Raw genomic sequence first — 25,133 nt, forward strand, 5'->3', positions numbered from 1 at the left:
ACAATGGCGGCCCGTTCGGCACGGCGCGCCGTCTGTCGATGCAGCGCGAGGGGGCGCCGGGCGGGAAAGCAGTACTGGTCCAACGGATACAGGGAGCGCGGGGCACTGTCACTGGGGAGCGACAGCCGCGCAGGTATCGACAGGATCCGGTCGCCGGTTGCGCCTGCGGGGATGGGGGCGCAACCGGCAACCTCTGCCTGAATGGGGCGGGGTGATCACGACGCCTTCACATTTCCCGCTGAACGCGCGCAAATCGTTGTGATTCATGGTGTTAGGGGTTTTAATTCATCCATGACCTGCTAACCTGCGACGATGATTCGACGCTCCCTGGCCTGCTTGCTCACCCTCGGTCTGGTCGCCTGCGCGACCCAGCCGACGTCCCCGCCGACTTCACCCCAGGCCAGCAGCACGCCGCGCCACCCGGCCGGCAAGCCCGCGCAGGGCCCGGCCGAAGCCGCCCCGGAAGCGACCGCCGCCACTGCGCCGCCGGTCGACCTCACCCCGGTGCCGTTCGAAACCGCCCGCGCCAGTTTCATTGCCGATACCGCCAAGCGCTATGGCCTGGCACCGGCCGAGATCGCCCGCGTGCTCGACCAGGCGCAGGTGCGCCAGCCGATCATCGCCGCCATGTCGCGGCCCGCCGAGCGGGTCAAGCCGTGGAATGAATATCGTCCGATGTTCATCAGCAAGGCACGCATCGATGGCGGCCGCGCGTTCCTGGCCGAGCACCGCGCCGAGCTGGACCGCGTGCAGCAGCGCACCGGCGTGCCGGCCGAAGTGATCGTGGCCATCATCGGCGTGGAAACCAGCTACGGAAAGAACGCCGGCAGCCACCGCGTGCTCGATGCGCTGTACACGCTGGCCTTCTATTACCCGCGCAGCGGCGACCCGGCCAAGCTGGAACGCGAAGTGCGCCGCGAACTGTTCTTCCGCGACGAGCTGGCCAAGCTGTTCGAGCTGGGCCGCGAAGAGAAGCTGGACATCACCACGCTCAAGGGCAGTTATGCCGGTGCGATGGGCATGGGCCAGTTCATGCCGTCCAGCTACCTGGATTACGCCGTGGATGGCAACGGCGATGGCCGCCGCGACCTGTTCACCAGCTACGACGACGTGTTCTCGTCCATCGCCAACTACTTCGTGAAGAAGGGCGGCTGGGTGCGTGGCGGCCAGGTGGCGGTGCCGGCCACGCTGGCCCCGGGCCGCGAGGAATTCAACCCGACCGAGTGGATGCCCACCTGGACCCTGGCCGACCTGGCCCAGCGCGGCTACCAGCCCAGCGCGCCGGTACAGCCGGGTGCCACCGCCACCCCGATCACCCTGGAAGCCAGCAACGGCAAGCAGTACTGGCTGGGCTTCCAGAACTACTACGCGATCACCCGCTACAACCTCTCGAAGATGTACGCGATGGCCGTGTTCCAGTTGTCGCAGGCCATTGCCGGACAGGAGCTGCCCCCGGCATGAACATCAGATGGCTGGTCCCCGGAATGGTCGTGCTGGCGCTGGCGGCCTGCAGCAGCGCACCGGACAAACCCAGTGCCGGCCATGGCGGCAAGGTGCCCAGCACGGTGGTGCAGGGCAAGGGCAAGGGCGGGCGCCCGCCGCACTGCCCGGACGGTTCGCCGTACGCGGCCGCCACCGAGGATCCCAGCACCCGCGGCAACTACACCGCCGGCGGCCTGTACAAGCCGGGGGTGAAGGACACCACGCCCAGCTACGTGCCCAACGTGGCCTGCATTCCCGAGCCGGAAGTGACCGCGATCGAGCGCTCGGTGATCGGCAACAAATCGCCGTACGTGGTGCTGGGCAAGTCGTACAAGGTGCTCGATGACACCCATGACTACGTCGAGCGCGGCACCGCGTCGTATTACGGCGCCAAGTTCCACGGCCGCCTGACCTCCAACCGCGAGGTCTATGACATGTACCAGTTCACCGCCGCCCACAAGACGCTGCCGCTGCCCAGCTTCGCCCGCGTGACCAACCTGGACAACGGTGAATCGGTGATCGTGCGCGTCAACGATCGTGGCCCGTTCCATGATGGCCGCGTGGTCGACCTCAGCTACGCCGCCGCCGTGCGCCTGGGCATCACCCAGCGCGGCACCGGCAACGTGGAAGTGCGCGCGCTGCAGCCGGGCGAAAGCAACCTGCTGGCGCAGAAACCCTCGCGCCGCGAGCGCCGAGCGGCCGAAGCCGCGGCGGCTGCCACGACGGTTGCCGCCGCACGCCCGGCCCCCGCCCCGCGTGCCGCCGCACCCAGCGACATCGACCGCCTGGTGCAGCGCCTGCCCGCCGATGGCGCGCCGGCCCGTGGCCAGCCCGCCACCACCCAGGCCGCCAACAGCGCCCTGCCTGAGGTCGCGGTGAGCAGCCTGCCGCCGGCCGCGCCGCCGGTGCGCAGCGTCGCCGCCCCACCCGTGGCCGTGGCCGCCGCCACCCCGCGTGCCAGCACGACGCCGGTGCGCAGCGCGCCGCCCGCCGCCCCGGCCCCGACGCTGTCGCAGCAGGTGGTAGGCGCGGTGATGGTGCAGGTCGCCAGCTTCTCCAGCCGCGACAACGCGACCCGCGCGATGGGCCAGCTCAACGCCGCCGGCATCGTCGGCGCGACCATCAGCGACATCGCCGCTGGTGGCCGTACCCTGTTCCGCCTGCGCGTACCCGCCAGCGACCATGCCAGCGCCGCGGAACTTGTCGGCCGCATCGCAGGTCTTGGCCTGGGTTCGCCGCAGATCGTCAAGGATTGATCCGCCCGGGCCGGTGCTGCCGGCCCCTGCCACACCGGCCTTACAATGGCCCTTCGTACCATCCTCCATTCTGGCCGTCTCCTGGAGCCTGCAGTCCAATGAATTTCCGTTCCGCCGCCACCGCCCTGGCCGCCACCCTGGTGGTTGGCCTGGCTTCCGCCCAGACGCCGCTGCCGACCCCGGCCACCCCGGCGCCCGCTGCTGCTGCCGCCCCGGCGGTCGTCGCCACCCCGCCGGCCCCGGTGCCCAGCACGTCCAAGGCCTGGATCCTGATGGACTACGCCACCGGCCAGATGCTGGCGGGCGAGAACGTGCATGAACAGCTGGCCCCGGCCAGCATCACCAAGGTGATGACCTCGTATGTCGTGGCCGCCGAAGTCAAGAACGGCAAGGTCCGCGCCGACGACCAGGTGATGATGAGCGAACGCGCCTGGCGCGAAGGCGGCGCCGGCACCGACGGCAGCTACAGCGGCTTCCCGGTCAACCAGACCGCGCGCCTGGAAGACATGGAAAAGGGCATGGCGATCCAGTCCGGCAACGACGCCGCGATCGCCCTGGCCGAGCACGTGGCCGGCAGCGAGGAAGCCTTTGCTTCGCTGATGAACAGCTACGCCGCCAAGATCGGCATGAAGGATTCGCACTTCGTCAACGCCCACGGCCTGAGCGCCGAAGGCCACCACAGCACCGCCTACGACCTGGCGCTGCTGGGCCGCGCGATGGTGCGTGACTACCCGGAAACCTACGCCTACAACAAGGTGAAGGAATTCCAGGTGGGCAACATCAAGCAGCCCAACCGCAACCTGCTGCTGTGGCGCGATGGCAGCGTGGACGGCATCAAGACCGGCCACACTTCCGAAGCCGGCTACTGCCTGATGAGCTCGGCCCAGCGCGGCGACCAGCGCCTGATCGCCGTGGTGCTGGGGGGGGCGTCGGAAAAGCAGCGCGCCGATGACAGCCTGGCCCTGCTCAACTGGGGCTTCCGCTTCTTCGAAACCCACCGCCTGTATGAGCCGGGCAAGGCCGTGGCCGAGCACAAGGTATGGAAGGGTGCCACCGACAAGGTGCAGCTGGGCGTGGCCCAGCCGATGCTGGTGAGCGTGCCGCGCGGTCGCTACAACGACCTGAAACCGAGCATCGACGTGCCCAAGACCCTGGAAGCCCCGTTCACCGCCGGCCAGCAGATCGGCACCGTCAAGGTGACCCTGGATGGCAAGGTCGTGGCCGAAGCCCCGCTGGTGGCCGTGGCCGCCGTTGAACAGGCCGGCTTCTTCAAGCGCCTGTGGGACAGCTTCTGGATGTGGTGGGAATCGGAATGATCCACGCCCTGGCGTGATGAATGAAAAGGCCGGCGAAAGCCGGCCTTTTCTGTTGGTAGTGCCGGCCGCTGGCCGGCTCCTCATGAACCGGTCCGGAGATGCCTGCAGCCGGCCAGCGGCCGGCACTACCAGCGAGAGTGCCGACCAACGGTCGGCACCTGCCTACATCGAGCGGCTGATGGTGAAGCTGCCGAACACCGGGGCTTCGCGCTGGCCGTTGAACTCGCGGGTGCTGTGGTAACGGGCCATCGCGAACTTCCAGCGGCCGCGCATCACGGCGATGCCGTAGCCGCCGTAGGCCACCACGTGGCGCTTGTCCACGCTGTGGCTGTCGCGGAAGGTGTTGCCGTCCAGGGTGATATCGCGGATCACCCAGGCCGCATCGGTGGTGGCGAACAGGTGCCAGGACCAGCCGCTGGGCTTGCCACCGCGGGTCGGGGCGGTGTTTTCACCGGCTGGGCGCAGCGGGGTGCTGCCGAAGTCGTCGGGCAGCTTCCAGCCGAAACGCACTTCACCGCCGAAATTCGCCTTGGTTTCCAGGTTGCCGATCGAGCCGCCGTAGTGGCTGATCGCATCCCAGCCCCAGCCGCCGGCATTCACGCTGGCATCGCCCGGCCAGCGGCGCATGCGCTCGTGGGTGTACATCACCACCGGTTCGTTGTGCAGCTGGTTGTCCCAGCCCTGGAATTTCTCGTCGCCCAGCAGGTCATGCACCGCGTTCTGCACCTGCTTGCCCTGCGCCCACGGGCCAACCACGCCCAGGGTCAGCAGGGTGGTCTGCAGGCGATCGCCGCGGCGGGCGTTGTAGCCGAAGCTGGCCACCAGCACGCCGGCGTAGGGGCGGTCGTCCTCGATCACGTCCTTGCGGGTGAAATCGGTGGGCGTGTAGATGCCCTGGCCGAGGCTGAAGATCATGTTCTGCTGCTCGAACTCACCCGGGTGCAGGCGTTCGAGGTGGCGGTTCACCCAGCGCGCCAGGCGCGGCAGGCAGGGATCATCGGTGTAGTCCACCAGGTTGGGCGAGACCAGGGTCAGCTGGGCGCCGTTGGTGTAGCCCTGGTCCTGGTCCTTGGCGCCGAACAGGTCGTTGTCGACGCGGAAATTGACCTGTGGCGGGTGCTCCCGCATCGCATCGGGGCCACACTGCTGCGCGGCGTGGGCAGTGAGGGGCAGGGCGGCCGCCGCCAGCAGGCCGGTCAGGCCGAGGGTGGCGGCAGTACGCATGGATGGAATGATCATCAGGTCGTTGGCGTGTGAAGGTCGATTTATGCAACAACACATTACTCCCGTCGCCGTGAGGGAACGAGCCTCCCGCCTTCACTTGTCTGTTCCGTAAAACGCACTTGTCCCTTCAGCGAAACTGGAGGCGGGCCCGGCGCAGCCTGAACCGGGACGCAGCCTGCAACGCAGCGGCCTGCCGGTGCGGCGTTCGACCTTGATGAATACTCTTGGGTTTGTTGCCCTGCGGCCCGATAATGGGGGCATGGAAATCAAGTCCGACAACCCCGATCACGGCTTCCAGTTCCCCGGTCAGTTCGAGCTCAGCGCAATGGGCCCAGCCAACCGAGGCCTGGAGCAGGAACTTCCCCGCCTGCTGATTGCTGCAGGCGTCGATGTGGTGAACGAGCGCATCAGCTGGAAGCATTCATCCAACGGCAAGTACGTTTCGGTGCGCCTGGTGTTCCGGGCCGAGAACCGTGAACAGTACGACGTGGCCCACCAGGCCCTGCGCGACCACCCGGAAGTGAAGTGGACGGTGTAGCCACCAGCTGCGCGGCCGAACCTGCCCCCGGGCAGCGTCCGGCCCGCCCTGCGGTGGTGCGCGACCTCGGTCGCCAGGCCTATGAACCGGTCTGGCGCGCCATGCAGCGCTTCACCGACCAGCGGACCGACGACGATGCCGACGAGCTGTGGGTGGTCGAACACGATCCGGTGTTCACCCTCGGCCAGGCTGGCAAGGACGAGCACGTACTGGCGCCGGGCGATATCCCGGTGCTGCACGTCGACCGCGGCGGCCAGGTGACCTACCACGGCCCCGGCCAGATCGTGGTCTACCCGCTGCTGCGCCTGCCGCGGCTGGGCATCGGCGTGCGCGACTACGTCTGCCGCATCGAACAGGCCCTGATCGACACCCTCGGCGAATGGAACATCGGCGCCGAGCGCCGTGACGGCGCGCCGGGCGTCTACGTGGGCGATGCCAAGATCGCCGCGCTCGGCATCCGCGTCCGCCGCGGCTGCACTTTCCACGGCCTGGCCTTCAATGTGTCGATGGACCTGGAACCCTTCCACCGCATCAACCCCTGTGGCTATCAGGGGTTGCAGGTGACCTCGGTGGTAGACTTGGGTGGCCCGTCCGGGATGGACGCCGTCAAGCCGGTGCTGCTGGACCATCTGGCCCGCCAGTTTGGCCTTCTGCTGCAGCCCACGCCCGACCTGCCCGATCTTTCTGCGGCCGCCTGACCGCCCCCCGGAACTGCCATGACTGAGACCACCGCCCGCACCATCCCCCTGCAGATCGTGCAGGCCGAGCTTCCGTCCGCCGCGCCGCTGCAGGTGGGCGTCAAGCAGATGGGCGGGGACAAGATCAACCGTTCGCCGGTGCAGTTCGCCGACGCACCGGTGCTGCGCAAGCCGTCCTGGATCCGCGTGCGCATTCCTTCGGGCAATGCCGTGCAGAACCTGAAGGCCAAGCTGCGCGAGAACCGCCTGGTGACCGTGTGCGAGGAAGCCAGCTGCCCGAACATCCACGAATGTTTCAGCCACGGCACCGCCACCTTCATGATCCTGGGCGAGGTCTGCACCCGTCGCTGCTCGTTCTGCGACGTGGCCCACGGCCGCCCCAAGCCGCCGGATGCCAACGAGCCGGCCACCCTCGGCCAGACCGTGGCCGACATGGGCCTGAAGTACGTGGTGGTGACCAGCGTCGACCGCGATGACCTGCGCGACGGCGGTGCCCAGCACTTCGTCGACTGCATCACCGCCATCCGCCAGAAGTCGCCGGGCACCCGCATCGAGGTGCTGACCCCGGACTTCCGTGGCAAGGGCCGCATGGAGCGCGCGCTGGAGATCCTGGCGCAGAACCCGCCGGACGTGTTCAACCACAACATCGAAACCGTACCGGACCTGTACCGCAACGTGCGCCCGGGTGCCGATTACCAGTGGTCGCTGAACCTGCTGAAGAACTTCAAGGCGCAGCACCCGTCGGTGCCGACCAAGAGCGGCATCATGCTGGGCCTGGGCGAGGAGTTCGAGCAGATCAAGGCCACCATGCGCGACCTGCGCGCGCATGACGTGGACATGATCACCATCGGCCAGTACCTGCAGCCGACCGCACACCACCACCCGGTGCTGAAGTACTGGACCCCCGAGGATTACAAGGCGCTGGAAGACTACGGCTACGAGCTGGGCTTCAGCCACGTGGCCTCCGGCCCGATGGTGCGCTCGTCGTACCACGCCGACGTCCAGGCCAAGGGCGCCGGCGTCGCCTGAGCTGGGTGCGGACCTCCGCACCGGTGGGTGCGGCCCTCCCTCACCGGTGGGTGCGGACCGTTGGTCCGCACGCCTTGCCCTGCATTCACAATTTGCTACACCGGCCCCGCTAGGCTGGATTTCCACCGAACGCGGCCGGGTGACAAACACGGCAACTTTCGGCACTGTCGTGGTGTCTGAACACCCTGCAGTCTCCCCCTTGGCAAGGCGCCTTCGAGCACGTTCATGAAATTCAAAGCCCCCGCATTCCTGATGGCCCTGGCGCTGGTCGCGCCGCTGGCGCTGGCGGCCAAGGCCGACTCGCCGGCGCTGCCGGCGGCCGCGACCGCCGACCAGGTCACCACCTCCAAGCTGGTCTACGGCCTGCTGTCCGACAGCCGCTACGCCTACCGGCCGCGCGCGCTGGACGAGGCCACCTCCAAGGACGTGTTCAAGCGTTACCTGGAAACCCTCGACGGCGGCAAGCAGTACTTCACCCAGGCCGACGTGGCCCGTTTCGCGCCGTTCCAGGCCGGCATTGCCAACGCCATCCGCGGTGGCGAACTGGAGCCTGCCTTTGAAGTGTTCGCGGTCTACAAGCAGCGCGTGGGCGAGCGCGTCGGTTATGCGCGCAAGCTGCTGAAGCAGGAGCCGGACTTCACCGCCGACGAGCGCTTCGAATACGACCGCAAGGACGTGCCGTGGGCGGCCAGCAACGCCGAGCTCGATGAGCTGTGGCGCAAGTCGGTGAAGAACGACTGGCTGCGCCTGAAGCTGGCCGGCAAGAAGTCCGACGACATCCGCAAGACGCTGGACAAGCGTTACGCCACGCTGGAAAAGAGCGTCAACGAGCTGAAGGGCGAGGATGTCTTCCAGTTCTTCATGAACGCCTACACCAGCGCCGTCGACCCGCATACCGACTACTTCACCCCGCGCACTGCCGAGAACTTCAACCAGGCGATGTCGCTGTCGCTGGAAGGCATCGGCGCGCAGCTGCAGCGCCAGGACGACATGGTGGTGATCCGCGAGATCATCGCCGGTGGCCCGGCCGCCGTGGACGGCACCCTGAAGCCGGGCGACCGCATCGTCGGCGTCGGCCAGGGCAAGTCCGGGCCGGTGGACGATGTGATCGGCTGGCGCATCGATGACGTGGTGGCCAAGATCCGTGGCGCCAAGGACACGCAGGTCCGGCTGGAGTTCATCTCCGCCGAGGACGGCGTGGACGGCAAGCACCACACCCTGCTGCTGACCCGTCAGAAGGTGCGCCTGGCCGAGCAGGCCGCCAAGGGCGAAACCATGACCATTCCGGGCAAGGATGGCCAGCCCGAGCGCAAGGTGGGCGTGATCAAGTTGCCGACCTTCTACCAGGATTTCGAAGGCCGTCGCCGCAACGCGGCCGACTACGCCTCGGCCACGCGCGACGTCGCTAAGCTGCTGGCCGGCTTCAAGGCCGACAAGCTGGACGGCGTGGTGCTGGACCTGCGCAGCAACGGCGGTGGTTCGCTGGATGAAGCCATCGAACTGACCGGCCTGTTCATCGAACAGGGCCCGGTGGTGCAGGTGCGCGAATCCGGTGGCCGCGTCACCGTCAACAGCGACCGCAACCAGGGTGTCGCCTGGGATGGCCCGCTGGCCGTGCTGATCAACCGTGGTTCGGCCTCGGCATCGGAAATCTTCGCCGGTGCCATCCAGGATTACGGCCGTGGCCTGGTCATCGGTGAAACCACCTTCGGCAAGGGCACCGTGCAGAACATCGTCGACCTGGACCGCTGGCCCAGCGGCGAGACCCAGCGCTTTGGCCAGGTGAAGCTGACCATCGCCCAGTTCTTCCGCATCAGCGGCAGCAGCACCCAGCACAAGGGCGTGGTGCCGGACCTGGCGTTCCCGGCCAGCGTCGATGCCACCGAGTTCGGCGAAAGCACCTACGACAACGCGCTGCCGTGGACCCGCATCGCGGCCGTGCCGCACACCCAGTACGGCAACTTCGCACCGCTGCTGCCCAAGCTGGAGTCGCGCCACGAAGCCCGCATCGCCACCGACAAGGAATTCCAGTGGTGGAACGAGGACGTGCAGCAGTTCCGTACCGAAGCGGCCAAGAAGTACGTCTCGCTCAACGAGGCGACCCGCCTGGCCGAGCGTGAGCGCCAGGACAAGCAGCGCAAGGACCGCCAGGTCGTCCGCAAGGAACTGGGCCTGGCCCTGGACCCGCTGGCCGATGACAGCAGCGATGACGGCCTGACCGGCAACGAGCGCGACATCGTCAAGGATGCCGCCCGCGAGAAGGCCGCCGAGAAGCGTCCGGACCCGCTGCTGCGTGAATCCGCCTCGATCCTGTCCGATGCGGTGAACCTGCTGGAGACCGACCGCCCGCTGTCGGCCCAGGTGCTGCCGCAGTCCACCGGCGCAGGCCGCTGGGCGGACTGATCCGCTGCTGATGTGACGTTCCCCACGGGGCCGGCACTGCCGGCCCCGTTTGTTTTTCCGGTCGCGCCGGGCCATGCCCGGCGGACGTCCATGAACCGGGAGCAACGGGGGCGGGCGCTTCGACCTGCCGCACACGGCCCCGGGTCTACCCTTGGGGCTTCCGTTCTCGCAGGAGTACCCATGCGGGCCTTCCGTCTTTCGCTGTCCCTGCTGGCCGTGGCCAGCACCCTGGCCCTGGCCGGCTGCGGTGGCCGGGCCGCCGACAACAGCCTGCTGCGCGAGTCCTTCGATTCGGGCGACACCTTCTCGCGCACCGTCGATGGGCGCCCGGCCGAGGCCTGTGAAGCGGCCCGCCGTACCCTGCTCAGCCAAGGCTATGCCATCGCGCGCGCCGACGATGGGCAGGTGGAAGGCAACAAGAATTTCCAGGTGCGCGAGGACGATCACGAGCAGCTGGTGCTGCGCATCTCCTGCGCGCCACGCGGCAGCGAGCAGGCGCTGGTGTTCGTCAGCGCCGTGCAGGACCGTTATGCACTGAAGAAGAGCCCGACCTCGGCCAGCGTCGGCGTGGGCGCACTGGGTTCGGTGTCGCTGCCGTTCGGCAGCAACGATGATTCGCTGGTGAAGGTTGCCAGCAGCACGATCACCGATTCTGATTTCTACCGCCGCTTCTTCGACCGCCTGCACCAGTACCTGCCGGCGGCCGCTGCGGCCAAGCCGACGCCTGCGCCGACACCTGCGCCGGCCCCGCCACCGGCGGCGGTGCAGGAGCCGGTACCCGTACCGGCGCCGCCGGTTCCCGCCGCACCCGCGACACCCGTACCCGAGCCCGCCCCGCAACTGCCCGCCCCGCAACCGGCGGCCGAACAGGGCTGACGGTGAAGGGCAGGGCGCTGGGGCTGGCCCTGCTGCTGGGCTGGCCCATGCTTGGCAACGCCGCGGGCAGTGGCTGCGAACAGGGCCTGCTGCAGCGGCTGGGCTGGCGTTTCGAAACCACGGCCGTCGAGGCGCCCCGCATCCATGGCGGCCCGGTCTGCACGCGTGCCTCGCTGCAGGCTGCGCAGCAGGCTGGCGACCTGCAGGTGCGCTGGCCGGCCACGATGACCGAGCAGGCGCGGCAGGCCGTGCTGCAGCGCCTGCTGGACGACCCGGCCACGCTCTGCGCGTACACCTTCGAACTGGGGGCAGCTGCGCAGCGCGCCGCGCGGGCATTGCAGGACAACCCCGGTTTCCGTTTCAGCGGCCTGCAGCTGGGCTGGATCGGCTTCGGCGCGGGCGGCGCACCGGCGCAGGGCTGGCGGAACACCCGCAGCTTCGGCCGCGGTTATACGCCGCTGGCCGGCAACAGCCGCGCGCTGGAGACGTTCTACACCGGCAACGTGCGCGCCGAATGTGGCGTCGGTCGGCAGGTCGCGCAGCTGGCCACGCAGCGCGAGCTGTACGGCGATGCCGCCTTCGATGGTGAATTCTCTGCCGATGAGCTTTCCATCGGTACCCTGCTGGGCCTGCACGATACCGGCAGCATCCTGCTGGGCGCAGGGGCTGGTGAGTTCTTCCCCGACGGCAAGGCCGTGCGCACGGCCGCACGGGGGCGCAGCGCGTTCCTCGGCGTGCCCGGTTTCATCGAACACGTCGGCGACCGTTCGACACTGGACGACTTGAGCAACCAGGCCGAGAACTTCATCGTCGTCGATGTCGGCGCAGATGCCGCGCAGGCGCTGGCCGCACACGGCGGGCTGGCCTGGTACGACCAGCGCAATGCCGAACTGTGGACGCTTGCGCAGGGTATTCCGCGGCTCGGCCGGCGCTACTTCGAGCGGCTGTTGTACGAACGCGACCCCGGCCTGCGCGCGCAGCTGGAGCCCCGCTACCGGGACACGCTGGCACGCATGGACCAGTTGCTGGACGATCCGTTCTACCAGCAGTTCGTGATCTATGTGCACCCACGCGGTATACGTCCCATCGGTTACCACATCATCCGCCTGCTCGACCGCAACCCACGCACGTCGTTTTCCATCGACCTGGCGTTGCACAATCTGCATACCACGCTCTATCGGCGCTGGCGCGAAGCGCAACTGCGCCACTGCGCGGCAACCGGCCGGCCAGGCAGCCTGACCCTAGACCCCAACTGAAGGTGAAACAATGGACATTGCAATGATCGGCCTCGGCCGCATGGGCGCCAACATGGCCCAGCGCCTGCATCGCGGCGGCCACCGCGTGGTCGGCTACGACCCGGGCGAAGGCGCCCGCCAGCGCGCCGCCGAGGCCGGCCTGGAGGTCGTCGATTCGCTGGCCGCGGCGGTTGCCGCACTGCCGGTGCCGCGCGTGGTGTGGCTGATGGTGCCGGCCGGCGAAACCGTCGACCAGACGCTGGGCCAGCTGACCCCGCACCTGGCCGAGGGTGACATCGTCATCGACGGCGGCAACTCCAACTACCAGGACTCGATCCGCCGCGCCAAGGCGCTGGCCGAGGATGACCTGGGGTACGTGGACTGCGGCACCAGCGGTGGCGTGTGGGGCCTGCAGGAAGGCTACAGCCTGATGGTGGGCGGTGACGCCTCGGTGGTGGAGCAGGTCGCGCCGTTGCTGCGCACCCTGGCACCGGCCGAAGACCGCGGCTGGGGCCGTGTCGGCCCGTCCGGCGCCGGCCACTTCACCAAGATGGTCCACAACGGCATCGAGTACGGAATGATGCAGGCCTACGCCGAAGGCTTCGCGCTGATGGAGCGCAAGCAGGAGATGGAACTGGACCTGGCCCAGGTGGCCGAAGTCTGGCGCCACGGCAGCGTCGTGCGTTCGTGGCTGCTGGACCTGAGCACCGAAGCGCTCAAGCGCAATCCCTCGCTGGATGGCATTGCCCCGTACGTCGAGGATTCCGGCGAAGGCCGCTGGACCGTCGCCGAAGCCATTGCCCTGGACGTGCCGGCCCCGGTGATCACCCTGTCGCTGCTGGAACGCCTGCGCTCGCGCGAATCCAATTCGTTCACCGACCGCCTGCTGTCGGCGATGCGCAACGAATTCGGTGGCCACGCCATCAAGAAGTCGTAAGCATCACGACGGATCGGTAGCGCCGGGCCATGCCCGGCGCTTCTGCAAGCACCGCTGCGCTCGCCGGGCGCGGCCCGGCGCTACCGTGTCGACCAAGGTCGACACCTACCAGATCCAACCCCGTGCCGACCAACGGTCGGCACCCACCAACAGCATCCACCAACAGCAGCAGGTTCCAACAGCTCGCAGAAATCTGTCGAAGGCGGGGTGGGTCCGGTTGAGGGGGTGTGAGCGGCATGGATGCCGCGACCAAGCCTACATGGACGTATTTACGGCGTCCCCCTCAACCGGACCCACCCCGCCAACCCACGGAATGCAGGCTTTTGCCGTTGCTGTTGACGTTGACGTTGCATTGAGCGGGTGCAGGGCGCAGCCCTGCCGATCACCCCAACACCACCCGCCGTCCCTCGCGCGCACTCACCCTCCCCGCCTCCAGCAACCGCATCAACTGCAGCGCCTGCACCGCACTCACCGTCGCCTCGCCCTCGCCACGCATCGCCGCCGCGAACTGCGCATACAGCCGCCGGTAATCCCCTGGCAGGTTGTCCACGGTCGTGCGCTGCACGTTGTCCTCGGCATCGCAGCGCAACAGCTCGCCATGCCGCGGGTCGATGCCCCAGCCGGGGGCACCCGGTGCCACGCCGCGACGCAGCTGCGCCTCCTGCACGTCCAGGCCATGCTTGATCCAGCTGCCCTCGCGGCCATGCACCGCGAAGTGCGGCGTCGGCGCCGCCACCAGCGAACCGGCATGCACGATCGCGCGGTGCCGCGGGTAATGCAGCACGGCATGGAAATAGTCGACGCCGCTGCCGCCCTCGCGCTGCACCGCCAGATCGGCATCGATGGCCTGCGGCCAACCGAACAGCACCAGCATCTGGTCCAGCAGGTGTGGGCCGAGGTCGTACCACAGGCCGCTGCCGGGCCCTTCCTGTTCGCGCCAGCGATCGCGCACCTGCGGCCGGTAGCGATCGAAGTGCGCGTGGCATTCGGCCACTTCGCCCAGCGTGCCCTCGGCCAGCAGCGCCTGCAGGGTGAGGAAATCGGCATCGAAGCGACGGTTCTGGAACACCGTGGCGATGCGTCCGGCACCGCGCGCGGCGGCCAGCACGGTTTCCGCTTCGGCCACGTCCAGCGCGAAGGGCTTGTCCACCAGCACATGCTTGCCAGCAGCCAGTGCGGCAATGGCCAGCGGCGCGTGCTGCTCGTTCGGCGTGGCGATCACCACCGCATCCACCGCCGGGTCATCGAATACTTCCTGCGCGCTCGCACGCACGTGCACATCGCTGAAGCTGCGCAGCAGGGTGTCGCGCTGCGAGCTGACGATGCTGTGCAGGGCCAGCCCGGGCGTGTGCTGGATGAGCGGTGCGTGGAAGACGCGGCCGGCGAGGCCGTAGCCGATCAGGGCCAGTTGCAGGTCGGGGCGCATGGAGGGGCTCCGCAGGGTGGGGGAGACAAAGCGTAGAACGTGGCTCCGGGGGAGGCAAAACTGAACCGTTACCGTTGCAGCCGGCGGGTTCACGGCGGCGTGACCAAAGCCCGACGCCTGCAACACAGGCGACTGTCCAGACTGGCAGCACATCCAGAAGGAGCACCGCACGATGAGCAACCTGACCCGTACCCTGATTGCTTCGTCCCTCACCCTGGGCCTGGCCCTGTCTTCCTCGGCCGTCATGGCCAAGGATCCGCCGAAGACCGACCACGCTGCGATGACCCACGCCGACCGCCACGACTCGAACGAGCCGGTGACCGACAGCTGGATCACCACCAAGGTGAAGGCCGACCTGCTGGCCAGCAGCAACGTACCGGGCACCGAAGTGAAGGTGGAAACGGTCAATGGTGTGGTCAGCCTCAGCGGCACCGTCGCCACCCAGGCCGAGAAGGACAAGGCGGTGACCACCGCCAAGGGCATCAAGGGCGTTACCCGCGTCGATGCCGCTGCGCTGAAGGTCAATGCTGCCGCCAAGCGCTGATCGGCGCTGGCCTGAAGTGGACAGGGGCGTCCCGCCAGGGGCGCCCTTCGTCGTGCCGCCGCGCCGGATTCTCCCGGGCCGAGCGGCTGCGCTATATTGGCCGCATCGCTTCGTTGACGATGGACCATGGCGCTGGTGTTCAGTGATGACATCTGGGACCGTTGGCGGCTGCCTGCCCTGGCACTCGCTGCTGCCGCGATCATCGTCGTTCCCTGGCTGACCCTGCGCCAGCTGCAACAGGACAACGAACAGGCGATGGCCTGGGTCAACCACACCCAGGCGGTGGGCGTGGCCCTGCAGCAGCTGCAGACCGACGTGCGTGACGTGGAATCGGCGGCACTGACCCTGTCCAAGGGCGTGGATGCCCCCGGCCTGCACGAACGCATGGCCAAGGCCGAGCAGATTCCCGGGCGGCTGGCCGCGCTGGCGCGGATGACCCGCGACAATCCCGACCAGCTCGTCCGCATCGGCCGCATCGAATCGCTGCTGGAAGGACGCATGGCGCTGGCCCGCCAGCTCGCACGCTCGACCCCCAACACCGACCAGCGCGAGCTGGTGCAGGACCTGAGCACGCGCTATCCGATCCGCGGCCTGGTGGAAGAACTGCAGGCCAGCGAAAAGACGCTGCTGGCGGCGCGTGCCGAACAGGCCGCGCGCCAGCGCAGGCAGACTGAACTGGTGTCCTGGAGCTCGCTGGTGGTGCAGCTGTGCCTGCTGGGCCTGGTGCTGTGGCTGCTGCAGCGGCAGATCGGCCGCCGCCTGCAGGCCGAGCGGCAATCGCTGCGCGCCGCCGCGCGTGCCGCCTCGGTGCTGCAGACGGTGCGCGAGCCCATCGTGCTGCTCGACCGCGACCTGCGCGTGCAGCTGCACAACACGGCGTTCGCCGAGCTGTACGGGCTGCAGGACGAACGTGCCGATGGCACCCTGCTGGCCGATGTCGGCGAGGGCGCCTGGCAGGACCCGGTGGTGCGTCAGCGCCTGTCCGACGTGCTGCTGCGCGGGCGCGAGCTGTGGGATTTCGAGCTTGAACAGCGCACCGACGGCACGGTGCGCTACATGCTCATCAACGCGCGGCGCATGCCGTTGCCGGACACCGATGACGAAGTGGTGCTGATGACCATCAGCGACGTGACCGTGCAGCGTGCGGTGCAGTGGCGCGTGGAAGAACTGAACCGCCAGCTGGAAGGCAAGGTGGCCCAGGTCTCGGAGGTCAACCGCGAGCTGGAGGCCTTCAGCTATTCGGTGTCGCACGACCTGCGCGCGCCGCTGCGCCATGTCGCCGGTTTCTCCGACAAGCTGTCACGCCACCTGGGCGAGGGCGCTGATGAAAAGAGCCGCCACTACCTGGACGTGATCTCCGGCTCGGCACGGCGCATGGCCGCGCTGATCGACGATCTGCTGGTCTATTCGCGGCTGGGGCGCGCTGCGATGCGCCAGCAGGCGGTGGACATGCAGACGCTGGTGGCCGACACCCGTGCCATGCTCGATGCCAACCTGAAGACCGATGCCGAAGGCAGCGGCGTGGCCCACCACGTTGAATGGACCATCGCGCCGCTGCCGATCGTGGTGGCCGACGAGAACATGATGCGCCAGGTGTGGCTGAACCTGCTGGGCAACGCAGTGAAGTATTCGGCCAACCGCGAGCCGGCGCGCATCCGCGTGGACTACCAGCAGCAGGCCGATGGCGGCCATCAGTTCACGGTCAGCGACAATGGCGCAGGCTTCGACATGGCCTACGCCGGCAAGCTGTTCGGCGTGTTCCAGCGCCTGCACAAGGCCAGTGACTACCCCGGCACCGGTATCGGCCTGGCCAGCGTGCGTCGGGTGCTGACCCGCCATGGTGGCCGCATCTGGGCCGAAGCCGCGCCCGATGCCGGCGCCACTTTCCACTTCCACCTGCCTCCTGCGCTGGACGCAGTCAACCAAGGGCCCTCCGCATGACCACGCTGCGCACCATCCTCCTGGCCGAAGACAGCCCGGCCGACGCCGAAATGGCCATCGACGCGCTGCAGGAAGCCCGCCTGGCCAATCCCATCGTGCACGTCGAGGACGGCGTGGAAGTGATGGATTACCTGCTGCGCCGTGGTGCGCATGCCACCCGCGAAGAAGGCCTGCCCGCAGTGCTGCTGCTGGACATCAAGATGCCGCGCATGGACGGGCTGGAAGTGCTGCGGCAGATCCGCGAGCACGAGGAGCTCAAGCGCCTGCCGGTGGTCATCCTGTCGTCCTCGCGCGAGGAAAGCGACCTGGCGCGCAGCTGGGACATGGGCGTGAACGCCTATGTCGTCAAGCCGGTGGACGTGGACCAGTTCTTCGGCGCGGTGCAGACCCTGGGCAGGTTCTGGGCGCTGATCAACCAGGCACCGGAGGTCGAGTAAGGCCATGCCGCTGATCGGTCCGGCCCTCGGGGCGCTGCGCATCCTGCTGGTGGAAGATTCACCGGAAGATGCCGAGCTGATGTGCGAACAGATGCTCGAGGCGGGCCTGGATGCCCGTTTCGAGCGCGTGGAAAGCGAGCCCGAGCTGCGCCAGGCGCTGGCCGGGTTCGTGCCGGACATCGTGCTCTCGGACCTGAGCATGCCGGGCTTTTCCGGTGATGAAGCGCTGCGCATCGTGCGCGAGACCGCGCCGGATGTTCCTTTCATCTTCGTCTCCGGCACGATGGGCGAGGAGAACGCGGTGGAGGCCCTGCAGAAGGGCGCCAACGATTACATCATCAAGCACCACCCGGCGCGCCTGCCGTCGGCGGTGGCGCGCGCGGTGCGCGATGCGCGCAGCGCGGTGGAGCGCCTGCGCGTGGAAACCGAGCTGATGCGTGCGCAGCGTCTGGAAAGCCTCTCGCTGCTTGCCGCCGGCCTCAGCCACGACCTGCGCAACATCCTGCAGCCGCTGCTGATCATGCCGGAGCTGCTGAAGGCGCGCACCGAAGATCCGCAGCTGCACCACCTGGCCGATGTCATCGCCGAGTGCGGCCGCCGTGGCCACGAGATGGCCGAGTCGATGCTGTCCTTCGTGCGCGGTTCGCGCACGCCCAGCGAGCGCATCTTCATCGACGATCTGTTCCAGGCCGTGGCGCTGCTGTTGCGCAGCAACGTGCCCGAAACGGTGAGCCTGGAACTGGAGGTGCAGGACGAGGGGCTGGTGGTCGATGCCAACTACACCGAACTGCAGCAGGTGCTGCTGAACCTGGCGCTCAATGCGATCCAGGCGATGCCGCAGGGCGGCCGCCTGGGCCTGACCGCCGACCATGCCGGCGAGCACGACGGCGTGGACTGGCTGCGCATCGTGGTGGCCGACGAAGGCATCGGCATGGATGCCGACACGTTGTCGCACCTGTTCAACCCGTTCTTCACCACCAAGGCCGATGGCACCGGCCTGGGCCTGATTTCCTGCAAGCGCATCGTCGAAGGCGCCGGTGGCAGCATCCACGTCAACAGCCAGCTGGGGCAGGGCACGCGCTTCGAGCTGCGGCTGCCGATGCATGAGCGGGCCGAGGGCGGTGAACCGGTCGAACAGCTGGTGGCGCTGGGCAGTGGCCAGTCGATCCTGGTGGTCGATGGCGAGGCCACGCGCCTGTCGCTGCTGGGCAACGCGCTGTCCAGCCAGGGCTACCAGCTGCAGCTTGCTTCCGATGGCCCGGCCGCGCTGCGCTGGATGCAGCAGGAAGCCATGCCGGCGCTGGTCATCGCCGATGCCGGCTCCAAGCTGCTGCCGGCCAGCCAGCTGCTGGGCGAAATGGCCACGCTGGGGTACGCCGGCCCGGCCCTGGTGCTGGAGGAGGCGGCGGTGGAGCTGGATACCCGCGCCTTCCCGCCGGGCATCGATGTGCACGTGCTGCGCAAGCCGCTGCAGATGCAGCAGGTGTTCCGCGCCGTGGCTGAAGCGCTCGGCTGACGGTAGTGCCGGCCGCTGGCCGGCTCCACGTGCGGCAGGATCATCGCCGATGCCGGCCAGCGGCCGGCACTACCGGTCCCCGGCCTCCCACGGAAACCGTGGCAGGCTCGCCACCGCCTGTTCCAGCCGCCGCGACCAGTTGTTGTGGATGTCGGCATACAGCGGCGAATCGGCGGTGAAGCGCAGTTGCTGGCCGACCTGCAGTTCGCCCTTGCGCAGCAGCACCATATCGATCGGCAGGCCCACCGACAGGTTCGAACGGATGGTCGAATCCAGCGACAGCAGCGCGGTGCGCGCGGCATCTTCCAGCCGCGTGGCCGGGCTGACGATGCGATCGAGGATCGGCTTGCCGTACTTGGATTCACCGATCTGCAGGTACGGCGTCTCCGGCGAAGCGGCGATGGCGTTGCCCAGCGGGTAGACCATGTACAGCCCGGGCTGCTCGCCGGCGATCTGCCCGCCGAAGATCAGCGTGGCCTGGGTGTTGACGCCGTCGTGGCCGTGTTCGGTGTGCTGGCACTTCACCTGGCTGTCCACCAGCAGCGCGCCGACGTAAGCGGCGGCTTCGAACAGATGGCGCATCTGCCGCAGGTTGGGTATGCGTTCTTCGGCGGCATCACGCTGCAGGCGCGAGACCAGCAGCTGGGTGGTGGCCAGGTTGCCGGCGGCCATCAGTACGAAGGTCGCCTCGCCGGGGTACTCGAACACGTGCAGCTTGCGGTGCACGCGGACATCGTCCAGCGCGGCATTGGTCCGGGTGTCGGCGGCGAAGACCAGGCCTTCGTCCACCTCGATTCCAACGCAATAGGTCATGTGGGTGTCCTATCATGTGCGTCCCGGATTGTAGGCAGGCCGCCGTGACGACGGCATGCCCACCCCCCACCTGATCGCCGTCACCGGAACCGCATGACCACCGTGCTCCTGAGCCTGGGCAGCAACGTCCAGCCCCGCCGCTACCTCCACGCCGCGGTGACGGCCCTGCGCGAGCGCTTCGGCGCGCTGCAGGTGTCACCGGCCTATCGCACTGCCGCGGTCGGCTTCGATGGCCCGGCCTTCCTCAACAATGGCGTGGCAATCCAGACCGATCTGCCGCTGCAGGACCTGGACGACTGGCTGCATGCGCTGGAAGACGCGCATGGCCGCGACCGCAGCGGGCCGCGCTTCTCCGACCGTACGCTGGACATCGACGTGGTGTTCTACGGCGACCTTGTGGTGGAAGGCCCCGGCCATCTGCGCATCCCGCGCCCGGAACTGAAGCACGCCTTCGTACTGAAGCCGCTGGCGGACATCGCGCCGGACTTCATCGATCCGGTGAGCGGCCAGGACCTGGCCACGCTGTGGCGGGCGCACAAGCAGCATGGTGAAGCCTTCGAGGTCGTGGACCTGGAATGAAGGGTTGCCGGCCAGCGGCCGGCGCTACCGGTAGTGCCGGCCGCTGGCCGGCAACATGTCAACTGACCGTACGCCCGCCATCCACGCGCAGGGTGTGGCCGGTGACGAAGCTGGCCTCGGCCACCAGCCAGTACACCGCCTCGGCGATCTCCTCGACGGTGCCGATGCGGGCCAGCGGCGTGCGCGCCAGCAGTGCCTCGCGGGCGAAATCGTCCTTGCCCTGTTCCGGCCACAGGATCGCGCCTGGCGCCACGGCATTCACCCGCACCTTCGGGGCCAGTTCCAGTGCCAGCGAACGGGTGGCCATTTCCAGCGCGGCCTTGGCCATGGTGTAGGCGATGTGGTCGCGCATCGGGTCGGTGCCGTGCAGATCGGTCAGGTTGACGATGCAGCCCTGCTGCCGGCGCAGGTAGGGCGTGGCGGCCTGTGACAGCAGCAGTGGCGCGCGGGCGTTGACCGCGTACAGCTCGTCCATGGCTGCGGCAGTCACCTGGCCCAGCGGGGTAGGGAAGAAGTTGGAGGCGTTGTTGACCAGCGCGTCCAGGCGGCCGAAGTGGGCCACGGCCTGTTCCACCAGATCGGACAGGGCATCGGCGTCGCGCAGGTCGGCCTGCAGGGCCAGCACGCTGCCCGGGCGGATGTTCTCCAGGTCGAACGCGGCCTGCTGCAGCTCGGCGCTGGACGTGTGGGCGTGCAGCACCACCGACCAGCCACAGGCGTGGAACTGGCGGGCGATGGCCGCACCGATCCGGCGGGCGCTGCCGGTGATCAGGGCCACGGGGGCGGTGTCGCTCATGAGGGTCCTCCAAGGCTCGGCTATCCTGTGCACCATTGTCACCGCATTCGAAGACACCATGCAGCCCACCTTCCCTCTGCCCGAAGCCGACGCCCTGGCCCACAGCGACCAGCTGGCGGCCGCCCTGCGTGCCGAAATCCTTGCGCAGGGCGGGGCGATCCCGTTCTCGCGCTTCATGGAGCTGTGCCTGTACGCCCCCGGCTGGGGCTATTACAGCGCCGGCGCCAGCAAGTTCGGCGGCAGTGGCGATTTCACCACCGCGCCTGAGCTCGGCAGCCTGTTCGCTGGCAGCGTGGCCAACGCGCTGGCCCCGGTGTTCGCCCAGCTGGATGCGCACGCGCGCATGCTGGAACTGGGCGGCGGCACCGGCGCCTTCGCCGAGGCGGTGCTGCTGCGCCTGGCCGAACTGGACGCGCTGCCGGCGCGCTACGCCATCCTCGAGCCCAGTGCCGATCTGCGCCAGCGCCAGCAGCAGCGCCTGCAGCAGAACCTGCCGGCCGAGCTGGCCGGCCGGGTGGAGTGGGTCGACCGCCCGTTCGACGATGACTGGGACGGCGTGGTGTTTGCCAACGAGGTGATCGACGCGCTGCCGACCCCGCGCTTCCTCATCAAGGACGGCGAGGTCTACGAGGAAACCGTCGAGCTGGATGGCGATGGCAACTTCATGCGCGGCGCGCAGCCGGCCGACGTGCTGCTCAACGGCGCGGTGCGGCACCTGGAACGCTATCTGGAAAAGCCCTTCGCCGATGGCTACCGCTCCGAAGTGCTGCCGCAGCTGCCGTACTGGCTGCAGGCGGTGGCCGGCGGCCTGCAGCGCGGCGCGATGCTGTTCGTCGACTATGGCTACAACCGCAGCGAGTTCTACCAGCACGACCGCGATGATGGCACCGTGCGCGCGTTCTACCGCCACCACGTGCACAACGAGGTGTACCGCTGGCCGGGGCTGCAGGACATCACCGCGTCGGTGGATTTCACCGCCATGGCCGAAGCGGGCCTGCACGGTGGCTTCGAGCTGGCCGGTTACTGCAGCCAGACCAGCTTCCTGCTTGGCAACGGGCTGGACCAGGTGCTGGTGCTGGCCGAGGAGCGTACCGATGAAGTGGGCCGCATCCAGCTGCGCGACCAGGTGAAGAAGCTGACCCTGCCGACCGAGATGGGCGAGCGCTTCCAGGTGATCGGCCTGCAGCGCGAGGTGGATTTCGAACCGGCCTTCGAGCTGGGTGACCTGAGCTGGCGCCTGTGAGTGCGGCGTTGCCGGTGATCAAGCCGCTGCGTCGCCCGCGGCTGTGGACGGCGCTGTGGCTGCTGGCAGTGCTGGTGGTGATCGTGGTCTGCCTGATCCCGCCGCCGCCGATCGACCTGCCGCAGAACGGCGACAAGGTCGAGCATTTCCTGGCCTATTTCATCCTGTCCGGCAGCGCGGTGCAGTTGTTCCGCCGGGGTACGCCGCTGCTGTGGGCGGGTGTGGGCCTGGTGCTGATGGGCGTGGGCATCGAGTTCGCGCAGGGCGCGCTGACCAGCAACCGCAGCGCCGACCCGATGGATGCACTGGCCAACACGATCGGCGTGTTGTCGGGCCTGGCGACCGCCCTGACCCCGCTGCGCGACATCCTGCTGCGCTGGCGGGGCTGAAGGGCCTGCAGAGCCGCGCCCATGCTCGGCTTTCCCGTGAAATGCAGCCGAGCATGGGCTCGGCTCTACAGTAGATCCACGCCATGCGTGGATGGCGTTACTTCTGCAGCGTCATCTCATCCAGCACCCACATCGCCGGGCGCGTATCGCCGGTGAAGTTGATGCACAGATCGTCGCGACCCGAGATCCCCTTCGGCAGCGCCGCGCGCAGGGTGACAAAGCCATCGGCATCGGTGTTGGCCGGCAGCGGCACCTGGGCCACGACCTTGCCGGTGCAGTCACCGCGACGGACCAGCATCTCGCCGTTGCGGCCCTTGGCCTTCTCGAACTTGCGCGCCGGCTCGTCGTGGGCCAGCTGGAAGTAGTACGGAATGCGCCCGGCCCGGACTTCAACACTGCTGATGCCATCGAGCTGTGCCGACGGCCAGCGCCAGCACGGCTGGAAGATGTCCACGGTGAACACCGTGCGTGCGCCTTCGCGCGGGCCGTCGTCTTCCAGGCGCAGCACCAAGCCCTTTTCGCCCACGCAGCTGCGCAGTTCCTGGCTGTGGCGGCTGAGCAGCGACTGCGCGGTGAACGAGGCCACCGTCGGTGCGGCGGCCAGCGGCTGGCCCTGGAAGAACGCGGCCGCCTGCACGGTGGCCGGCAGCGGCTGGGTCAGCGGCTGCTGGTACAGCGGCGAGGATGCCGTCACCGGGCTGCCGTTGGTGCTGTAGCGCACTTCATAGCCCAGCGGGTTGGCCAGCGACACCGTCACCGTGTTCGCGGCACGGTCGTCGGTATGGCCCACGCCCACTTCGAACGGCGTCTGCGCATAGGCCAGGCCCCAGGCGCGGTAGCGTTGCAGCTGTGCGGGCAGGCGGGCGAGGAAATCGCGGAAGTCGCGCTGCTCCGGCGTGCTCCAGCCGGTTTCGGCCACGGCGGCCAGGCGCGGGAACAGGTTGTGCTGCAGGCGTGCGTAGCTGCGCGTGTGCTCGGTGAACATGTTCGCCTGCAGGCCCAGGATGTGCCCGCGCTTGTCGGCGGCCAGCTCGGCCGGCACCGGCTCGAAGGCGTACAGCTTGGCCAGGTTGACCTGCGCCGGGCGGCCCGGCGGCTCGTTCGGCGAGCCGGTCTGCAGGTAATCCAGGTACAGGTGGCTGACCGGCGACATCACCACGTCATGGCCGCTGCTGGCTGCAGCCAGGCCGCCTTCGGTGCCGCGCCAGGACATCACCGTGGCCTGCGGCGGCAGGCCGCCTTCGAGGATCTCGTCCCAGCCGATCAGCCGGCGGTCGTGTTCCTCCAGGAAGGTCTCCAGGCGCTTGATGATGTGGCTCTGCATGGCCATCTCATCCTTGATGCCCAGTTCGCGCATGCGCTGCTGCGCCTGCTTCGATGCGATCCACTGGTCCTTTACCGCCTCGTCGCCACCCACGTGCACGTACTTGGCGGGGAACAGCTGGATCACTTCTTCCAGCACGTTCTCCAGGAAGGTGACGGTGCCGTCCTCGACGTTGAACAGGTTGGGGAACACGCCCCATTCGCTGATCGGCTTCAGCGGGGTGCTGATCGAGCCCAGTTCCGGGTAGGCCGCGATCGCCGCGGTGGCGTGGCCGGGCACGTCGATTTCCGGAATCACCTGGATATGCAGCGCGGCAGCATAGGCGATCACTTCACGGATCTGCTCCTGCGTGTAGAAACCGCAGTACGGGTATTCCTGCTTCGTCACCGGATCGATGCCGCCATCGCCGGCCGGCAGGCGGCAGCTGCCCACTTCGGTCAGCTTCGGGTAGCGCTTGATCTCCATGCGCCAGCCCTGGTCATCGGTCAGGTGCCAATGGAAGGTGTTGAGCTTGTGCGCGGCCATGGCATCGAGCACGCGCTTGATTTCATCCAGGCTCTGGAAGTGGCGTGCCGAGTCGAGCATGAAGCCGCGCCAGCTGAAACGCGGCGCATCCTGGATCTGCACGGCCGGCAGCACGCCCTGGCTGCCGCCGGTGGCCAACTGGGCGAGGGTGGTGGCGCCGTAGAACAGGCCGGTCTCGTTGCCGGCCTGCACCAGCACGCCCTGGGCGGTGCTCTCCAGCGTGTAGCCCTCGCCGCTGTCGCGGAAGGTGGGAATGATCTGGAAGCGGATGCTGCCGCCCTTGCCAGCGGTGCGGGCCGCGGTCTTGCCGCTGGCCAGCGCCAGGCGCGGGCCGCCACTGCGGGCGAGCAGATCGGCGAACTGGGCTGCCACGCGCTGCTCGGCTTCGCTGTCGGCGTGCAGGGCCGTGCCTGCGGCCACGGTGATGCCGGCACCCTTGCCACGCTGCACGTTGGCCGGCGCGGGGATCAGCATCAGGCTGCCGGCGCGCAGCTGCGGGCCGGGGCCGGTATCCAGTGCCGGCAGATCGGCCGCCTGGGCGACGGCGGGAAGCAGCGCCAGGCCCAGCAGCATGCTGGCAAGGGGGAAGGGTCGCATCGTCTCACT

At 68.3% G+C, this 25,133-nt stretch carries 22 protein-coding genes; 17 read left to right on the forward strand and 5 right to left on the reverse strand.

The window, feature by feature from the left end:
- Positions 1-312: 312 nt before the first annotated feature.
- The 3 genes from mltB to AC3WL7_RS14330 all read left to right on the forward strand — a co-directional run bounded on the left by mltB (position 313) and on the right by AC3WL7_RS14330 (position 4,054).
- Positions 313-1,461, forward strand: coding sequence for a lytic murein transglycosylase B (gene mltB, locus AC3WL7_RS14320; RefSeq protein WP_492751038.1), 1,149 nt, complete (start codon positions 313-315; stop codon positions 1,459-1,461).
- The gene (locus AC3WL7_RS14325; protein WP_492751040.1) at positions 1,458-2,738 is read left to right on the forward strand and encodes a septal ring lytic transglycosylase RlpA family protein; all 1,281 of its coding nucleotides are present in this window, start codon (positions 1,458-1,460) and stop codon (positions 2,736-2,738) included. Before mltB ends, AC3WL7_RS14325 begins: the two co-directional genes overlap by 4 nt.
- Before the next feature lie 98 nt (positions 2,739-2,836).
- On the forward strand, positions 2,837-4,054 hold the full coding sequence (locus AC3WL7_RS14330; protein WP_283222370.1) for a D-alanyl-D-alanine carboxypeptidase family protein: 1,218 nt from the start codon (positions 2,837-2,839) through the stop codon (positions 4,052-4,054).
- Between the two features lie 162 nt (positions 4,055-4,216).
- On the opposite strand, the gene AC3WL7_RS14335 is transcribed toward AC3WL7_RS14330, so the two are convergent.
- Positions 4,217-5,278, reverse strand: a complete 1,062-nt coding sequence (locus AC3WL7_RS14335) for a lipid A deacylase LpxR family protein (protein WP_234458570.1) — start codon at positions 5,276-5,278, stop codon at positions 4,217-4,219.
- Positions 5,279-5,537: 259 nt separating this feature from the next.
- Here AC3WL7_RS14335 and AC3WL7_RS14340 point away from each other — a divergent pair, with 259 nt between their 5' ends.
- The 7 genes from AC3WL7_RS14340 to gnd all read left to right on the forward strand — a co-directional run bounded on the left by AC3WL7_RS14340 (position 5,538) and on the right by gnd (position 12,994).
- Positions 5,538-5,816: a YbeD family protein gene (locus AC3WL7_RS14340; protein ID WP_200733542.1), complete on the forward strand. Its 279-nt coding sequence runs from the start codon at positions 5,538-5,540 to the stop codon at positions 5,814-5,816.
- A complete protein-coding gene (gene lipB / locus AC3WL7_RS14345) occupies positions 5,804-6,514 on the forward strand; it encodes a lipoyl(octanoyl) transferase LipB (protein ID WP_200733543.1) in 711 nt (236 codons plus the stop codon). Before AC3WL7_RS14340 ends, lipB begins: the two co-directional genes overlap by 13 nt.
- Positions 6,515-6,532: 18 nt before the next feature.
- Positions 6,533-7,543 carry a lipoyl synthase gene (gene lipA, locus AC3WL7_RS14350; protein WP_492751045.1) on the forward strand — a complete coding sequence of 337 codons (1,011 nt, stop codon included), beginning with the start codon at positions 6,533-6,535 and terminating at the stop codon, positions 7,541-7,543.
- Between the two features lie 225 nt (positions 7,544-7,768).
- Positions 7,769-9,946 carry a carboxy terminal-processing peptidase gene (locus AC3WL7_RS14355; protein ID WP_108747386.1) on the forward strand — a complete coding sequence of 726 codons (2,178 nt, stop codon included), beginning with the start codon at positions 7,769-7,771 and terminating at the stop codon, positions 9,944-9,946.
- A 180-nt stretch (positions 9,947-10,126) separates the two neighbouring features.
- Entirely contained in the window at positions 10,127-10,822 is a 696-nt protein-coding gene (locus tag AC3WL7_RS14360; protein ID WP_492751047.1) for a DUF2242 domain-containing protein, read from the forward strand.
- Between the two features lie 47 nt (positions 10,823-10,869).
- Positions 10,870-12,078 carry a hypothetical protein gene (locus AC3WL7_RS14365; protein ID WP_492751116.1) on the forward strand — a complete coding sequence of 403 codons (1,209 nt, stop codon included), beginning with the start codon at positions 10,870-10,872 and terminating at the stop codon, positions 12,076-12,078.
- A 10-nt stretch (positions 12,079-12,088) separates the two neighbouring features.
- Positions 12,089-12,994, forward strand: coding sequence for a phosphogluconate dehydrogenase (NAD(+)-dependent, decarboxylating) (gene gnd / locus AC3WL7_RS14370; RefSeq protein ID WP_164073495.1), 906 nt, complete (start codon positions 12,089-12,091; stop codon positions 12,992-12,994).
- A gap of 382 nt (positions 12,995-13,376) precedes the next feature.
- Here the strand turns inward: gnd and AC3WL7_RS14375 are convergent, their stop codons facing one another.
- Positions 13,377-14,420, reverse strand: a complete 1,044-nt coding sequence (locus tag AC3WL7_RS14375) for an oxidoreductase (RefSeq protein WP_492751052.1) — start codon at positions 14,418-14,420, stop codon at positions 13,377-13,379.
- A gap of 172 nt (positions 14,421-14,592) precedes the next feature.
- Between AC3WL7_RS14375 and AC3WL7_RS14380 the strand changes: the two genes are divergently transcribed.
- The 4 genes from AC3WL7_RS14380 to AC3WL7_RS14395 all read left to right on the forward strand — a co-directional run bounded on the left by AC3WL7_RS14380 (position 14,593) and on the right by AC3WL7_RS14395 (position 18,858).
- Positions 14,593-14,964 (forward strand): BON domain-containing protein, encoded by a 372-nt coding sequence (locus AC3WL7_RS14380; RefSeq protein WP_079223377.1) that lies wholly within the window; start codon positions 14,593-14,595, stop codon positions 14,962-14,964.
- A gap of 126 nt (positions 14,965-15,090) precedes the next feature.
- Positions 15,091-16,905 (forward strand): sensor histidine kinase, encoded by a 1,815-nt coding sequence (locus AC3WL7_RS14385; protein ID WP_200733547.1) that lies wholly within the window; start codon positions 15,091-15,093, stop codon positions 16,903-16,905.
- Positions 16,902-17,342, forward strand: coding sequence for a response regulator (locus AC3WL7_RS14390; RefSeq protein WP_079223373.1), 441 nt, complete (start codon positions 16,902-16,904; stop codon positions 17,340-17,342). Before AC3WL7_RS14385 ends, AC3WL7_RS14390 begins: the two co-directional genes overlap by 4 nt.
- Positions 17,343-17,346: 4 nt before the next feature.
- Entirely contained in the window at positions 17,347-18,858 is a 1,512-nt protein-coding gene (locus AC3WL7_RS14395) for an ATP-binding response regulator (protein WP_079223371.1), read from the forward strand.
- Between the two features lie 69 nt (positions 18,859-18,927).
- Here AC3WL7_RS14395 and AC3WL7_RS14400 read toward each other — a convergent pair whose 3' ends face one another.
- A complete protein-coding gene (locus AC3WL7_RS14400) occupies positions 18,928-19,671 on the reverse strand; it encodes a proteasome-type protease (protein WP_492751056.1) in 744 nt (247 codons plus the stop codon).
- Positions 19,672-19,764: 93 nt separating this feature from the next.
- On the opposite strand from AC3WL7_RS14400, the gene folK reads away from it, so the two are divergent.
- Positions 19,765-20,250: a 2-amino-4-hydroxy-6-hydroxymethyldihydropteridine diphosphokinase gene (gene folK, locus AC3WL7_RS14405; RefSeq protein WP_492751058.1), complete on the forward strand. Its 486-nt coding sequence runs from the start codon at positions 19,765-19,767 to the stop codon at positions 20,248-20,250.
- Between the two features lie 58 nt (positions 20,251-20,308).
- On the opposite strand, the gene AC3WL7_RS14410 is transcribed toward folK, so the two are convergent.
- Positions 20,309-21,046 carry a pteridine reductase gene (locus tag AC3WL7_RS14410; protein ID WP_492751060.1) on the reverse strand — a complete coding sequence of 246 codons (738 nt, stop codon included), beginning with the start codon at positions 21,044-21,046 and terminating at the stop codon, positions 20,309-20,311.
- 58 nt (positions 21,047-21,104) lie between these two features.
- On the opposite strand from AC3WL7_RS14410, the gene AC3WL7_RS14415 reads away from it, so the two are divergent.
- Both AC3WL7_RS14415 and AC3WL7_RS14420 read left to right on the forward strand, forming a co-directional pair.
- Positions 21,105-22,289 (forward strand): class I SAM-dependent methyltransferase, encoded by a 1,185-nt coding sequence (locus AC3WL7_RS14415; RefSeq protein WP_492751118.1) that lies wholly within the window; start codon positions 21,105-21,107, stop codon positions 22,287-22,289.
- Complete coding sequence (locus AC3WL7_RS14420; RefSeq protein ID WP_079223361.1) at positions 22,286-22,678, forward strand: VanZ family protein; 393 nt, start codon at positions 22,286-22,288, stop codon at positions 22,676-22,678. Before AC3WL7_RS14415 ends, AC3WL7_RS14420 begins: the two co-directional genes overlap by 4 nt.
- A gap of 97 nt (positions 22,679-22,775) precedes the next feature.
- Here AC3WL7_RS14420 and AC3WL7_RS14425 read toward each other — a convergent pair whose 3' ends face one another.
- Entirely contained in the window at positions 22,776-25,124 is a 2,349-nt protein-coding gene (locus tag AC3WL7_RS14425) for a beta-N-acetylhexosaminidase (RefSeq protein WP_492751063.1), read from the reverse strand.
- Positions 25,125-25,133 lie beyond the last annotated feature (9 nt).

This window comes from Stenotrophomonas sp. FW305-3-2-15-E-LB1 (assembly GCF_058787375.1).

What these genes read in the sequence shown, in the direction of transcription:
- AC3WL7_RS14395 (WP_079223371.1), top strand. Translation starts at nt 17,347, where the DNA reads ATGCCGCTGATCGGTCCGGCCCTCGGGGCGCTGCGCATCCTGCTGGTG.
- AC3WL7_RS14325 (WP_492751040.1), top strand. Translation starts at nt 1,458, where the DNA reads ATGAACATCAGATGGCTGGTCCCCGGAATGGTCGTGCTGGCGCTGGCG.
- AC3WL7_RS14385 (WP_200733547.1), top strand. Translation starts at nt 15,091, where the DNA reads ATGGCGCTGGTGTTCAGTGATGACATCTGGGACCGTTGGCGGCTGCCT.
- AC3WL7_RS14390 (WP_079223373.1), top strand. Translation starts at nt 16,902, where the DNA reads ATGACCACGCTGCGCACCATCCTCCTGGCCGAAGACAGCCCGGCCGAC.
- AC3WL7_RS14330 (WP_283222370.1), top strand. Translation starts at nt 2,837, where the DNA reads ATGAATTTCCGTTCCGCCGCCACCGCCCTGGCCGCCACCCTGGTGGTT.
- lipA (WP_492751045.1), top strand. Translation starts at nt 6,533, where the DNA reads ATGACTGAGACCACCGCCCGCACCATCCCCCTGCAGATCGTGCAGGCC.
- AC3WL7_RS14415 (WP_492751118.1), top strand. Translation starts at nt 21,105, where the DNA reads ATGCAGCCCACCTTCCCTCTGCCCGAAGCCGACGCCCTGGCCCACAGC.
- AC3WL7_RS14410 (WP_492751060.1), bottom strand. Translation starts at nt 21,046, where the DNA reads ATGAGCGACACCGCCCCCGTGGCCCTGATCACCGGCAGCGCCCGCCGG.
- AC3WL7_RS14425 (WP_492751063.1), bottom strand. Translation starts at nt 25,124, where the DNA reads ATGCGACCCTTCCCCCTTGCCAGCATGCTGCTGGGCCTGGCGCTGCTT.
- AC3WL7_RS14335 (WP_234458570.1), bottom strand. Translation starts at nt 5,278, where the DNA reads ATGCGTACTGCCGCCACCCTCGGCCTGACCGGCCTGCTGGCGGCGGCC.
- folK (WP_492751058.1), top strand. Translation starts at nt 19,765, where the DNA reads ATGACCACCGTGCTCCTGAGCCTGGGCAGCAACGTCCAGCCCCGCCGC.
- gnd (WP_164073495.1), top strand. Translation starts at nt 12,089, where the DNA reads ATGGACATTGCAATGATCGGCCTCGGCCGCATGGGCGCCAACATGGCC.
- mltB (WP_492751038.1), top strand. Translation starts at nt 313, where the DNA reads ATGATTCGACGCTCCCTGGCCTGCTTGCTCACCCTCGGTCTGGTCGCC.
- AC3WL7_RS14355 (WP_108747386.1), top strand. Translation starts at nt 7,769, where the DNA reads ATGAAATTCAAAGCCCCCGCATTCCTGATGGCCCTGGCGCTGGTCGCG.
- AC3WL7_RS14365 (WP_492751116.1), top strand. Translation starts at nt 10,870, where the DNA reads ATGCTTGGCAACGCCGCGGGCAGTGGCTGCGAACAGGGCCTGCTGCAG.
- AC3WL7_RS14340 (WP_200733542.1), top strand. Translation starts at nt 5,538, where the DNA reads ATGGAAATCAAGTCCGACAACCCCGATCACGGCTTCCAGTTCCCCGGT.
- AC3WL7_RS14380 (WP_079223377.1), top strand. Translation starts at nt 14,593, where the DNA reads ATGAGCAACCTGACCCGTACCCTGATTGCTTCGTCCCTCACCCTGGGC.
- AC3WL7_RS14360 (WP_492751047.1), top strand. Translation starts at nt 10,127, where the DNA reads ATGCGGGCCTTCCGTCTTTCGCTGTCCCTGCTGGCCGTGGCCAGCACC.
- AC3WL7_RS14400 (WP_492751056.1), bottom strand. Translation starts at nt 19,671, where the DNA reads ATGACCTATTGCGTTGGAATCGAGGTGGACGAAGGCCTGGTCTTCGCC.
- AC3WL7_RS14375 (WP_492751052.1), bottom strand. Translation starts at nt 14,420, where the DNA reads ATGCGCCCCGACCTGCAACTGGCCCTGATCGGCTACGGCCTCGCCGGC.